11 protein-coding genes are annotated in these 13160 nt (G+C 40.5%); 6 read left to right on the forward strand and 5 right to left on the reverse strand.

Going from position 1 to position 13160, the window contains the following annotated elements; translation table 11 throughout:
• Positions 1-163: 163 nt before the first annotated feature.
• The 3 genes from AHMF7605_RS01250 to AHMF7605_RS01260 all read left to right on the forward strand — a co-directional run bounded on the left by AHMF7605_RS01250 (position 164) and on the right by AHMF7605_RS01260 (position 4310).
• Entirely contained in the window at positions 164-817 is a 654-nt protein-coding gene (locus tag AHMF7605_RS01250) for an ABC transporter ATP-binding protein (RefSeq protein ID WP_106925679.1), read from the forward strand.
• A gap of 618 nt (positions 818-1435) precedes the next feature.
• The gene (locus AHMF7605_RS01255; protein WP_106925681.1) at positions 1436-2227 is read left to right on the forward strand and encodes a hypothetical protein; all 792 of its coding nucleotides are present in this window, start codon (positions 1436-1438) and stop codon (positions 2225-2227) included.
• Positions 2228-2393: 166 nt separating this feature from the next.
• Complete coding sequence (locus AHMF7605_RS01260) at positions 2394-4310, forward strand: RecQ family ATP-dependent DNA helicase (RefSeq protein WP_106925683.1); 1917 nt, start codon at positions 2394-2396, stop codon at positions 4308-4310.
• Between the two features lie 32 nt (positions 4311-4342).
• On the opposite strand, the gene AHMF7605_RS01265 is transcribed toward AHMF7605_RS01260, so the two are convergent.
• Positions 4343-4843, reverse strand: a complete 501-nt coding sequence (locus AHMF7605_RS01265; RefSeq protein WP_106925685.1) for a hypothetical protein — start codon at positions 4841-4843, stop codon at positions 4343-4345.
• A gap of 347 nt (positions 4844-5190) precedes the next feature.
• Between AHMF7605_RS01265 and AHMF7605_RS01270 the strand changes: the two genes are divergently transcribed.
• Positions 5191-6081 carry a hypothetical protein gene (locus AHMF7605_RS01270; protein WP_106933305.1) on the forward strand — a complete coding sequence of 297 codons (891 nt, stop codon included), beginning with the start codon at positions 5191-5193 and terminating at the stop codon, positions 6079-6081.
• Positions 6082-6431: 350 nt separating this feature from the next.
• On the opposite strand, the gene pncA is transcribed toward AHMF7605_RS01270, so the two are convergent.
• The gene (gene pncA, locus AHMF7605_RS01275) at positions 6432-7040 is read right to left on the reverse strand and encodes a bifunctional nicotinamidase/pyrazinamidase (RefSeq protein ID WP_106925687.1); all 609 of its coding nucleotides are present in this window, start codon (positions 7038-7040) and stop codon (positions 6432-6434) included.
• A gap of 69 nt (positions 7041-7109) precedes the next feature.
• On the opposite strand from pncA, the gene AHMF7605_RS01280 reads away from it, so the two are divergent.
• Positions 7110-7826 (forward strand): IS1 family transposase, encoded by a 717-nt coding sequence (locus AHMF7605_RS01280; RefSeq protein ID WP_106925291.1) that lies wholly within the window; start codon positions 7110-7112, stop codon positions 7824-7826.
• 104 nt (positions 7827-7930) lie between these two features.
• Here the strand turns inward: AHMF7605_RS01280 and fahA are convergent, their stop codons facing one another.
• Complete coding sequence (gene fahA, locus AHMF7605_RS01285; RefSeq protein WP_106925689.1) at positions 7931-9202, reverse strand: fumarylacetoacetase; 1272 nt, start codon at positions 9200-9202, stop codon at positions 7931-7933.
• Positions 9203-9626: 424 nt separating this feature from the next.
• Here fahA and AHMF7605_RS01290 point away from each other — a divergent pair, with 424 nt between their 5' ends.
• Positions 9627-11315 (forward strand): SBBP repeat-containing protein, encoded by a 1689-nt coding sequence (locus tag AHMF7605_RS01290; RefSeq protein ID WP_106925691.1) that lies wholly within the window; start codon positions 9627-9629, stop codon positions 11313-11315.
• Between the two features lie 241 nt (positions 11316-11556).
• Here AHMF7605_RS01290 and AHMF7605_RS01295 read toward each other — a convergent pair whose 3' ends face one another.
• Positions 11557-11826, reverse strand: coding sequence for a NifU family protein (locus AHMF7605_RS01295; protein WP_106925693.1), 270 nt, complete (start codon positions 11824-11826; stop codon positions 11557-11559).
• Between the two features lie 3 nt (positions 11827-11829).
• Positions 11830-12936 (reverse strand): Mrp/NBP35 family ATP-binding protein, encoded by a 1107-nt coding sequence (locus AHMF7605_RS01300; protein ID WP_106925695.1) that lies wholly within the window; start codon positions 12934-12936, stop codon positions 11830-11832.
• Positions 12937-13160 lie beyond the last annotated feature (224 nt).

Consider the following 13160-nt stretch of genomic DNA (forward strand, 5'->3'; position numbering starts at 1 on the left):
ATGTATAAGGTTTTGAGTGAGTAAATTTGCAAGTACAGAACTATTTTTTTAGGCTGATATATTTCAGAATGCATACCCAGACTTACTAAATTGTAAATTATGGCAACTTTTATCTAGATTTGCCGATAACTACTCTTCGAGAGACACTAAAAATTTAACCTGCTTGCTGCACGCCACCAATATTCATAAAGCTTACGGAGCTCTGCCCGTTTTGAAAGGTATTACGCTCCAGATTGCGAAAGGAGAAATTGTTTCTATTGTTGGTTCATCGGGAGCCGGTAAAAGTACCTTGTTGCATATTTTAGGTACCCTGGATTCCGCCGATCAAGGCGAAGTATACTTTAATGGGAACGCCGTTAATAAATACCGGAGTGTGGAACTGGCCCGTTTCCGGAATCAGCACATTGGGTTTATTTTTCAGTTTCATAATTTGTTGCCGGAGTTTACTGCCGTCGAGAATGTGTGTTTACCCGGTTTTTTAGCTGGCCGCCCCGAAGAAGAAGTGGCAACTCGTGCCAGAGAATTACTTAAAATGTTGAACCTGGGTCACCGGTTTGAGCATAAGCCCTCCGAAATGTCGGGCGGAGAGCAGCAACGTACGGCAGTTGCGCGGGCTTTAATTAACGCCCCGGAAATTATTTTTGCGGATGAGCCCAGCGGGAATTTAGATTCGGAAAATGCGAAGGAGCTTCACGAGATTTTCTTCCGCTTGCGCCGCGAGCTGCACCAAACTTTTGTTATTGTTACCCACAACGAACACTTGGCCGAAATGGCCGACCGTAAATTGGTAATGAAAGATGGGTATCTTTTGAATTAATCATGGTTCAGGCTGATCATTTTAACTAGAGAACTGGTTCCTTTTTTGCCTGATTAATCTATTGCTAAAAAATTTAGCTAATTGTTGAGTAAGTAGTCAGCTATATATACCTAACATTTTTTTTCCTGAAATCAAAGCTTTCCAAATATACCGCTAATTTCCTGATTTCTACTTTTGGGTTTTGCTAGTTAAAGGCCTCATTTTAATTCGATTACTTAAATTTCCGCTTTTACTAAAACCAAATCTAAGGTAAAGTTGGAACATAAAACGGAAGCAAAGGTCTAAAAACAATTTATTCGGGTGTTCGAAGGTATGCCAAAAAGGGGAAGGCTATATTTTGGCAGTAGTAAAATGCATATTATCAAGTAAATACGAAATTGAAACCTTATTATTTTAAAAGAGTAGAAAAGCTTCCCTGCTTGCAGGTAAATACTACTTTTAAAGTGTATAAGCAATGCTTATTCAGCTGATCTTTAGAGGTAAAAATAAGCTGGAAAATTGCTAAAAACTTTTTTGTAACGTATTGATAATCAGGAAGAATAATTTGCCTTTTTTATTAGCATAATGGCACCAAATACTAATGAGATATGTTTTCAATTTGAACATAAAAACAAAGAAATGAATCAGGAAATCAAAGAAGACAAGCTAGTTAAGAAATCGCGAATTGAGAGTTACGATATCGCGAAATCAGACGAAACCATGCACCTGGCCATCGACCTTGCGAAGTTTATTAAAGAGAATAAATTGTATCAGAATATTCAAGGCAAGGAATACGTGAACGTAGAAGGATGGCAATACGCTGGTTCCCGATTGGGTATTCTGCCGGTGGTAGAGCACGTGATTAACGTGAGTACCGATACCGAACTAAAGTATCAGGCGAAAGTTAATTTGCTTAATTTACGTACGGAACAAATAGTGGGGGCTGGTTTTGCCATTTGCTCTAATAAAGAACAAGGTAAAAAGTATTACCAGGAATTTGCCATTGCCTCCATGGCGCAAACCCGGGCCATTGGTAAAGCTTACCGTAATATTTTGGCCTGGATTATTCGGGCAGCTGGCTACGAACCAACTCCCGCCGAAGAAATGGATTATACGGGAAACACCCAGGATGCGCCTCGCGTAGAGCAGCCGCAAGCAGTAGCCGAAACTAAAGCAATGAAAGCTGTTCCGGCCGAAGCGGAAAAGCATGAAGCTGCGCCGGCACCCGCTGCCTCATCGGTGAAATATGCTTCGGCCAAGCAAAAAGAAGAAATTATTCGTTTGCTGAACAATCCAGTGATTACCCGGCAGGAGAAAACCAAAATGTTGCTGAACATAAATAAACTGGATGAAGAACGAGCTACGCAAGCTATCGCGAAACTGAAAAAAGTAATTGAAGATCGCGAAGAAGAACAAAACGCAGCTGCCTAAGTATTCTTCCTATCTTTACTCTTAATCGTTAAAGCCCGGCCTAAAAAGAGCTGGGCTCTTTTTATTTAAAAATTAACTCAACTTTCCTAAATAATACCCATCTTTTTTCCTATCACTCCATTTTTCATTTTTTATTGAGTAATTTTGGCTTCCAAAATAATTTTCCTTGGAGCCGAATATTCACCAAATTTTACAGCAATACTGGCAGTACAGCGCTTTCCGGCCCTTACAGGAAGATATTATTCAATCTGTTTTAGCAGGAAGCGATACTTTAGCTTTATTACCTACGGGTGGCGGTAAATCCATTTGTTTTCAGGTGCCGGCTCTGGCAAAACCGGGTATTTGCCTGGTTATCTCCCCGCTCATTGCGCTCATGAAAGACCAGGTAGAGCAGTTGCAGAAAAGGAATATTGCCGCCGTAGCCATCCATTCTGGTTTAAGCAAGCACGAAATAGATATTATCTTAGATAATTGCGTTTTCGGACAGATAAAATTCTTGTACGTATCGCCGGAGCGCCTGCAAACCAGTATTTTCCGGGAGCGGGTAAAACGAATGTCGGTTTCTTTACTGGCCGTTGACGAAGCGCACTGTATTTCGCAGTGGGGCTACAATTTCCGGCCGTCCTACCTGCAAATTGCCGAACTGCGAAGTTTACTGCCTAATATACCGGTACTGGCTCTTACGGCTACGGCTACCGAGGTAGTGAAGCAGGATATTCAGGATAAACTATTATTTCAGAAAGCCAGGGTATTTCAACAGAGCTTTGCGCGGGCTAATTTGTCGTATTCTTGTTTGCCCACCGAAGATAAGCACGGCCGGTTATTAGGTATTTTGCAAAAAGTGCCGGGTAGCGCAGTGGTATACGTTAGAAGTCGCCGGCAAACCGGAGAAACGGCTAAGTGGTTGCAAGCCCGGGGTATTTCAACGGGAATTTACCATGCCGGTTTATCTTTTGCCGACCGCACTAAGTTTCAGCAGCAATGGATAGAAAATAAAATTCGGGTAATTATTGCCACCAACGCTTTTGGGATGGGCATTGACAAACCGGATGTACGGCTGGTAATACACTTAGATTTACCCGAAACGTTAGAAGCCTACTACCAGGAAGCGGGTAGGGCAGGTCGGGATGGGCGCTACTCGTACGCTACTATTTTGCTGGGGCCAGCCGATGCCGAGGATTTACGCAACAAAGTAGCCGAAGCGCACCCACCCATTGAAACCCTGAAACGGGTATACCAAGCTTTGGCTAATTATTACCAGATTGCCGTAGGAAGCGGCGAGTTTACTTCTTTTGATTTTCAGATAGAGGATTTTACCCGCACGTATAAATTAAAAGCCTTAGAGGTGCATCATGCCATCCGGAAGTTGGAAACCGAAGGATTACTGCAGCTGAACGAAGCGTATTACGCTCCATCAAAGCTGTATTTTGCCGTTAATCACGAAGAATTATATAAATTTCAGGTAGCGCACCACGAATTTGATCTTTTGCTGAAAACCTTACTGCGGATTTACGGCGGTAATGTATATACCAGTTTTGTGAAAATTAACGAACGCCAGATTGCCGGTTACATGCGAACCACCGAAGCGGCCGTTCGGAAAGCCTTGGAGTACCTGAACCAAAGGAATATTGTAGAATACGAACCACAACGGGAAGCGCCCCAGTTATTGTTTACCACTCCCCGTTACGATGCCGCCAACTTACCGCTCGATAAATTTAAATTAACGCAGTTCCGGAAAACGGCCTTGCAAAAAGCCGAAGCCGTTATAAACTACTTGGAAACGACCAGCCGGTGCCGTACTCAATTGTTACTCCGGTATTTTGGGGAAATTACCGATGAATTATGCCGGGTTTGCGATTTTTGCCTGACCCGGAAAAAAGAACAGCGGCAAGAAGACAACCAAAAATTTCTGCAAGAGCAAATAGTTACGCATCTTACCCAGCAACCGCTGCACCCCAAAGCCTTAGTAAATCTCTTTGAGCCAAAATTTGCTGCTGAGTTAACCAACCTCATCCGCGATATGTTAGAAAAGGGCCAATTAAAATACAATAGCCAAAGTAAATTGCAACTGGTGAAAAGCTAACTGATTAGTGCGATACTACCCGAAGCATAAAGTTACGGTAAGATAGAAATAGAATCTGCATCCGTAAAATCTACTATTTCAATTTTTAAATCCCGGGCTAAAAAGTGTAATTTATTTAAAACGGCTTCTTTTTCTGAGGCCTGAATTAAATGGATTTTATTTTCTTCGGAAAATTTTAAATAACCGTTGTACACTCTAGAAGAGAACGTAGTAGAAGTAGCGGTAGAGTATAAAGTACGGCTTACCTTACTGGATTGAATAAAGGCATATTCTATTAAATCGTAAGAATGAATACGGCTTTGTTTATAACCTAAAATCCATAAGTATTGCTTAAATGTTTTATCCCGTACATTTATTTCCAAACCATAATGGGTAGTAAAAACTATTAAAAGCAAAAAAAGAATACTTACCCCGAATAAAAAATAATAAGTGGGTAGTAAACCAATACTAAAAATTAACAGGCCCACTGTTATGAATCCCGTAGTACCAGAAAAATAACTAACCGTTTTGTAACCGTAAATTTTAGGGTGCATGATTCTGGTTATGGAATAAATAATTGCTATGTTTTAAGTTTTATAATTAAGTAGTGGTAAGCACTATCCTCCTAAAATATAGCAATTAGCGTGATGTCCAGCAAATTAGATAGGAAATTTTTTAAGAATATTCTTATAACAGGGGGATTAAAGATTAAATAATTCTACCTGCATCCAGATGGGGAAAGATAATGGATAACAGATTTTAAGTTCTACTAGAATAAATAAAAAAATTAAAATGCAAGGCAACCATTAGGCATTTTGTTACGACCTGTAAGTAGTTCAGCACTTTCGCGCTAAAAAATTTAACTATTTACTTACTGATTTAAAACAAAATGGTTACTGCTATGAAACATTTATTCCGAAACAGCTTTCGTTTTCTGCTTCCCGCCTTGCTTCTGTTTGCCTTTAGTTGCGACGATGACAAAGACGACAATAATGTAACCCCTCCGCCAGCCCCAACTGAGCAGGTAAAGCTGCAAACCAGTTCTTCTCTGGGTAGCTATCTGGTCGATAAAGATGGCCGGACTTTGTACTACTTTTCGAATGATGCCAATGGCCAAAATAATTGCCCCGGCGGCTGCGAAGCCGTTTGGCCTTACTTTTTCGTCGAAAATTTAACAGATGATATGATCGGTGATGGCTTGGATAAAGCTGATTTTGCTACCATTACCGCCGCAAACGGTAAAAAACAATTAACCTACAAAACCTGGCCTTTATATTATTATGCTCCTGCTGTAAACGGAACTAATACTTTGGAAGCTCCTAACCAAACCACCGGCGAAGGAGTAGGCGGCGTATGGTTTGTTGCCAAACCTGATTATACTATTATGCTGGTAAATGCCCAACTGGTAGGCAACGATGGTAAAAACTATAAATCGGATTATACCGAAGGCGAAGGTAAGACCATTTACTTTACGGATGGTAAAGGTCTAACTCTCTACGGATTTAAGCCAGATAAATTCAACAAGAATAATTATACGAAACCAGATTTTTCTAACAATTCCGTATGGCCCATCTACGAAACCGATAAAGTTGTTGTGCCTTCTACCTTAGATAAAACCTTGTTTAGTTCAATAGATGTATTTGGTAAAAAACAGCTTACTTATAAAGGCTGGCCTTTGTATTACTTTGGCCCGGATGGTACTGTTAGAGGATCTAATAAAGGGGTAAGTGTGCCCAATCCAGGAGTATGGCCGGTTATTCTGAAAGATATTGCTGCCGCTCCACCACAATAGTTTTAATTACAATTCTGTTTTCATTTTTTTACTTTAAACAACTAATTAATGCTTATTGGGTACAAGCCCGGCTTGTACCCGATTTGTTTTTGTAGATAAGTAAAATGGCATAAATTATAAGTACTTCGACGAAATTAGTTTAGACTATAATTTGCTATAAATTCCTAATTCTTTAAAGCTTACTAAGTACAAACCAATAAGTTTTGTCGGATGTATACCAAGCAGAAACCATATTTATAAACTCTTACTCGGGATAGCAGAGGTATCGATTAGAATAGAGAACATCATTTTTCTTGAATGTACTTAGTCGAGCAACAAGCAACTAATAACGAACAACTACTTAAATATTTCTACAACAGGGCGCCGCTCTGAATAATTTTGCCGCCTTTGTTATGAATATCTGCTTTCGCTTTCTTGAATCCTTCCGGACTTATTGGGCGGGTAGCATCTTCAATTAAATAGGTTTTAAATCCTTCTTCTAAGGAATCTAGTAGAGAATAATAGACGCAATAATCGGCAGCTAAACCAGCTACAAATACCTGACGCACTTGTTTCCCGCGTAAGTAATCGGCCAAACCCGTGCTCTTCCGGTGGCCGTTATCGTAAAAACCACTGTAAGAATCAATTTCGATATCTGTACCCTTGCGGAAAATAGCCTCTATCCGGCGGGGTTCCAGTTCCTCGGAAAATTCCGCCCCTAGTGTTCCTTGCACGCAGTGATCCGGCCAAAGTACTTGTTCCAGCCCATTTAGGTTAATAGTCTGAAATACTTGATGATTGGTGTGTTGGGAAGCAAAACTTTTATGCAGGGCCGGGTGCCAGTCTTGGGTAGCTACTACTAAATCAAAATGCGGCTGCAATTGATTCACTATGGCAATTATCTGGTCTCCTTCCGGTACGGCTAAAGCGCCCCCGGGCAGAAAATCATTCTGAATATCGATTAAGAGTAATGCCTTCATAAAATTTTGGTAGTGGTAAAGAAAGTATGATGGGATAAAAAGAGGCAGTGAAGTGTTTAAGATGATGGAATGTTCGAAGTTCAGATCAAAATAAACTGTCCCCACTGCCAGAGCAGCAAGGTAGTAAAAAATGGCAAGAAAAAGAATGGTTCTCAGAACCTTCTATGTCGTAATTGCCAGAAGCAATTTCAGCCAATATATCGCTATAGAGGAGCGGATCCGACTACCAAGCGGTTGATACGGCGTCTTCTGGAAAGAAATAATGGTGTTCGTGACATTGAAAAGTTGCTGGAAGTGAGTAGAAAGTGTGTGCTAAGCAACTTGTGCCGACAGGGGAATGCCCTTAAGATTCAACCAACCCAAAAGCATTATAGATCCGTACAGATCGATGAAGTCTGGAGCTTTGTCGGAAAGCGCAAGAAAGGAAAATACTGGTTGTTGTATGCTTACTGTCCCCAAACAGATGAAGTACTGGCTTATAGTTGTGGCGGCCGAAGCGCTAAAACAGTACGCCAGCTACTCAAAAAGCTAAAAGGAGTGGAAATAGAACAATATTGTACTGATCATTGGAAAGCGTTTGCTCAGGTAATCCCCCCGACAAAGCACACGATAGGAAAAGCTTACACTAAAAACATAGAAGGCGTGAATACTTGCATCAGAGCCAGAAACAGACGGTTCGTCAGAAAAACAACCTGCTTCTCCAAAAAGAAGGAAAACCATTTAGCAAGTCTAAACCTGATGTTTGACTATCGCAATAGACATAAAGCCAAACATCATACTTTGTAGTCCACAACTAAAATTTTATTTCTGGGTGAATTTTTAAAGGATAAAATCAGGTTGGGAATATTTATTTTCATATTTCCTGTAATCCTATTATCCTTTATTTAATCTTAAATTGCTGGTAAAATCTTGGTCCGGATTTCCCCGAAGCCAATCCGAACACCGTTGCGTTCCGCACAGCCTTTAAAAATAATAGAATCACCATCTTCCAGAAAAGTACGGGTAATACCATCTTCTAATAAAATAGGTTTACTGCCGTTCCAAGATAATTCCAGTAACGAACCATAAGAGCCAGGTTCTGTACCGCTGATGGTACCGGAAGCATATAAATCGCCCACCTCCATATTACAGCCATTACTCGTTTGGTGGGCGAGTTGCTGATTCATATTCCAGTACAAATGCCGGGTATTCGTTTCACTTATTAAAGTTGAATTATGATGGGCAGGCTGTAGGTAAACTTTTAAATGAATGTCTAAATGCTTGTTGCCGGTGTATTCCAGATAAGGTAATACGGCTGGATTTTGGGGAGGACCCGGTACCCGGAAAGGTTCTAATGCATCGAGAGTTACTACCCACGGCGATACGGAAGAAGCAAAATTTTTACCTAAAAATGGCCCAAGAGGGACATATTCCCAACGTTGTATATCCCGGGCCGACCAATCATTAAATAAAACTACCCCAAAAATATGATTTTCGGCTTCGGCGGTGGAAATAGTCGTTCCGAGAGCAGTGTTGGTTCCGGTAATAAAAGCAAATTCTAATTCAAAATCAAGTTGTTGGGTTGGCATAAAAGTTGGCAAAGGCGAATCGTTAAACTTAACCTGACCTTTAGGCCGATGAATATCTTTGCCTGAAACCACAATCGAAGAGGCCCGGCCGTGGTAACCAACGGGCAAATGCTTCCAGTTAGGAGAAAGTGGATTTTCCGGATCACGAAACAATAATCCTACATTAGTAGCATGTTCCAGGCTGGTATAAAAATCGGTGTAGTTACTGATTTTAACGGGTAAATGTAATGTAGCATTTACCTGTTTTATTAAACACCGGTGCATAATTTGATCATTATCCCGGATTTCGTCATTATCCGTTCGTAATAATTCCGAAATCCGGTCTCGTACGGCACGCCAGGCAGGTTTACCTAAAGAAATAAAGTCGTTTAGGTAAGGCCGGTTAAATACCGTAGGGTCGATATCCAATAAGTCGAATAAGCCTTCCTGCGCCACCGCGCATAAATCTAAAATGTAATCGCCAATGGCAACACCTACCCGGGAATCTTGGTGGTTTGTACTAAAAATCCCAAAGGGCAGGTTTTGAATGGGAAATTCGCTGGTAGGAGAAATTTGAATCCAGGAATGCAGATGCGGGTCGTTGGCTTTTATCATCGTTTTAGGCAACTTTTGAAGGTAGTAAAATCCGGATGAATAGCCTAAAATACAAAAAATAAAAAGCCGAAGCTATTAATTACTTTGCTTGTAAAAAGGATTTTCCTAATTTTTTTTCTGGCTGATGAAGAAATAAGAGCCTGGTTTAAGCAGCATAGTTATCAAAAATAGGTGGCTTTAGATTTCCTGATTAATCATTTTGAAAATAATAATGCCGCAAACTGGTGCCGCCAAGCTTCTATTACTGTAACTAAAATAGCTCGTACGAAGTAACAATTTTAAAAGAAATAAACTTAATTAATCTTCATATTCCGATTAAGTTTTAAATAATCTATCCTGAAAATATACGAGAGCTTCCTTCTTTTATTAACTCTTGCCCAAATGAACGAGTTCTTTTTACCTAAACTTTTATTGGTTATTGATTATGAGTGACTTCATTCGCTTTTCCCAAAGAAAAATTTATAATTTATTCTTCTTCGTGTTTTTTTATGCTTGTACTTGGGATATCTCTGCCCAAACACTTGGTTGGGCAAAACAGACGGGAGGTATTGGGTACGATGAAGCAAACTCCATTGCGGTTGATGCCGCTGGAAATGTTTACACGACCGGCTTTTTTACCAACACGGTTGATTTTGATCCTGGGAATGGTACTTTCTATCTTACTGCTACCCGTCAGGCAGAAGAAATATTTATTCAGAAACTCGATGCTAACGGTAATTTTGTTTGGGCAAAGCAGTTATCGCAAAAAAGTTTAAATGGTCTGGAAAGTAATGGATTAGCCATAACGGTAGATGGCACAGCAAACGTTTATGTTACGGGTAAATTCAGGGGAAAGGTAGATTTTGATCCAGGAAGCGATTCAACTTATTTAACTACTGTATCAGCAGGATCGTATGCCGCTTTTTTACTGAAATTAGATGAAACGGGACGTTTTAAATGGGCAAAACAAATAGCAGGTACGGACGATTTGGAAGGTAATTCTATAGCTGTGGATAGCGATGGTAATGTTTATATAGCGGGCACTTTTGAAGGAGTGGTTGATTTCGATCCGGATGAAGGTACGCATATTATACCTACCACTTCTTTTAAGGCTTTTGTTCAAAAGTTTGATTCTTCGGGCAAGTTAGTTTGGGTTAGAGATTTTGCAGATTTTTCAGCCGCTAGTAAAGTTATAGTAGATGCTGCTAAAAATGTGTATGTAACCGGATATTTTGTGGAAGGGCCGGCCATTGGAAAAGCAGATATTTTTATTCTGAAATGGAACGAAAATGGCGACTTAACCTGGTTGAAACAAATGGGCGGACCCGGAAATGATCTTAGTCGTTCCATGACCTTAGATAAAGAAGGAAACATTCTTATTACGGGTACTTTTGAACAAACACCAGATTTTAACCTTGGCAAATCTCCCAGTATTTTAACTTCAGTAGGGGAAGCCGATGTTTTTATTACCAAAATTAGTACTTCGAGTGATTTAATCTGGGTAAAACAAATAGGAGGCGCGAATTACGATGAGTGCCGTACCATTTCCATGGATGAAGAAGGTAATCTTTATACCATGGGTTATTTTGGCGGACCGGTAGATTTTGATCCGGGTGAGGGAGTATTTAACCTTGTTTCAACCTTTAATAATGGCGTATTTATTCAAAAACTTAATGCAGCCGGTAATTTTTCCGGAGCTGTGCAATTACCCGGCAGGGCTAGCTCTATTATCAACGATAAGCAAGGGAATATTTATATGACAGGATTTTTCTTTAACACAAGCGATTTTGATCCCGGACCGGATACTGTAAATCTTCATGCAGAAAATAACACCGAAATCTTTATTTTAAAGTTAAATAGAGCTACTATTTTAAACATTCCTAAAACTATTGCAGATTCTGAAATTTTCCTGTATCCAAACCCTACGAGCGATAAGGTAACTATCAACCTTTCAAATTCAGTAAAACCTTTCTTAGTTCGTATCAGTGATCTGAATGGTAAGGTGGTTCGCGAGCAAGCTGTCCAAAATGCTACAAAAGCGCCAATTAATATGACCGGACTAGCAAAAGGAATGTACCTTATTACCGTTTACGGCAAAGAAAAAGTAAGCGTATTCAAACAAATACTACATTAAATTTCGCTCTTCTCTTTTGTTCAGAATCGTACACCAAGATAGTTAAAACAGTAGATGATGTGCAAATAAAAGCTAAAAGAGCATTTTTATATAAGCAATTCTATCATTGACATTGGCGGGCGATATTTAAATGAAAGATAAAAAATAAACTGCTGCTGATTCAGTATAACTAATGAATCAGCAGCAGTTTGCTTACTTAAATACAATATCAAATCACTAAAATTCGGAAAGCTAATGTTGCTTAGGCTACGGGTAAAGTAAGGTTTACCGCTTCAACCGCTCGTATCTCCGGTACTTCGCGCTTGATAGCTTGTTCTACCCCGGCTTTTAAAGTCATCGTAGACATAGTACAAGCACTGCAAGCACCCATAAACTCAAGTTTTAACACCATCTCGTCGGTAAGTTCCAATACTTTTACGTTACCACCATCGGCCTCCAGGTACGGCCGAATCTGGTCCAGTGCGTACTCTACCCGGTCGAGGAAAATATTACCTGTTTGATTTGCTACCATAATTTATTGCGTAATAATGGGTACTATTTTGGTTTTTTCTAAGCCGGCATTGCGCACCGATACTTGCTGCGCGACGGCCTGGGCTACTTCCTCGAACACCGCAGCGGCCGGCGAATCGGTTTTCATAACTTCGGGTTGCCCTTCATCGCCGCTTTCCCGAATACTTTGTACCAGCGGAATGTGTCCTAAAACGGGTACTTGCCAACGCTCCGCCAACTTTTGCGCCCCACCTGTTCCAAAAATATAATATTTATTCTGGGGTAATTCAGCGGGAGTAAAGTAAGCCATATTTTCGATAATGCCCAAAACCGGTACGTTAATTTGGGGTTGCCGGAACATTTGCAACCCTTTTTGCGCATCGGCTAAAGCTACTTTCTGCGGCGTGGTTACAATAATGGCGCCCGTAACCGGTACTGTCTGTACCAACGTTAAATGGATATCGCTAGTTCCGGGAGGCAAATCTATCAACAAATAATCCAGTTCCCCCCAATCCGTTTCGGTAATAAATTGCTTTAAGGCCGAACTGGCCATGGGGCCTCGCCACACCACCGCGCTTTCGGCGGGCGCTAAAAAACCGATGGACATTAACTTAATGCCAAATTTCTCGATAGGCTGGATCAGGTTTTTACCTTCCGGCGTCCTAAATACGTGCGGTCGTTCTTCTTCCACGCCAAACATTACCGGGATGGAGGGGCCGGAAATATCCGCATCAATCAAGCCTACTTTTGCCCCGGAATTCGCTAATGCAACCGCCAGGTTAGAGGTTACCGTAGATTTGCCCACGCCTCCTTTCCCCGAGGCAACGGCAATAATATTTTTAATACCACCCAAAATAGCTTCATTGTTGCCGCGGGCCGAGGTAACCCGCGACGTCATGTTTACCGTAACTTCGGCTTCTTTATCTACCATTAACTTAATGGCGTTAATACAGGCATTGCGGATTAAATCTTTCAGCGGACAAGCCGGAGTAGTAAGAATAACGGTAAAAGCTACCTGTTTGCCGTTAATATGAATATTTTCAATCATGTTTAAAGTAACCAGGTCTTTGCCTAAGTCTGGTTCCTCGACATAACTTAATGCTTTTAATACATCTTGTTGGGTAATTGCCATAATTTATTTACCTGTTTAGAAGGCGGCGCAAAGGTACGAACAAATGACCAAAATACTACTGGAGGGCCGCTTATAATCTAACAAGCAACGGCTAGAAAAGATTTAAATACGATTGATTTTTAATGAATTAGTTAAATTATTTTAAGGCTTCTATTTATAATCAATTTACTATTTTTATTTTATTGGTCAAAAAAAACGCAATTTGCTGTTGTGAGCTATTCGTT

The organism is Adhaeribacter arboris, from assembly GCF_003023845.1.
Classification (GTDB): domain Bacteria; phylum Bacteroidota; class Bacteroidia; order Cytophagales; family Hymenobacteraceae; genus Adhaeribacter; species Adhaeribacter arboris.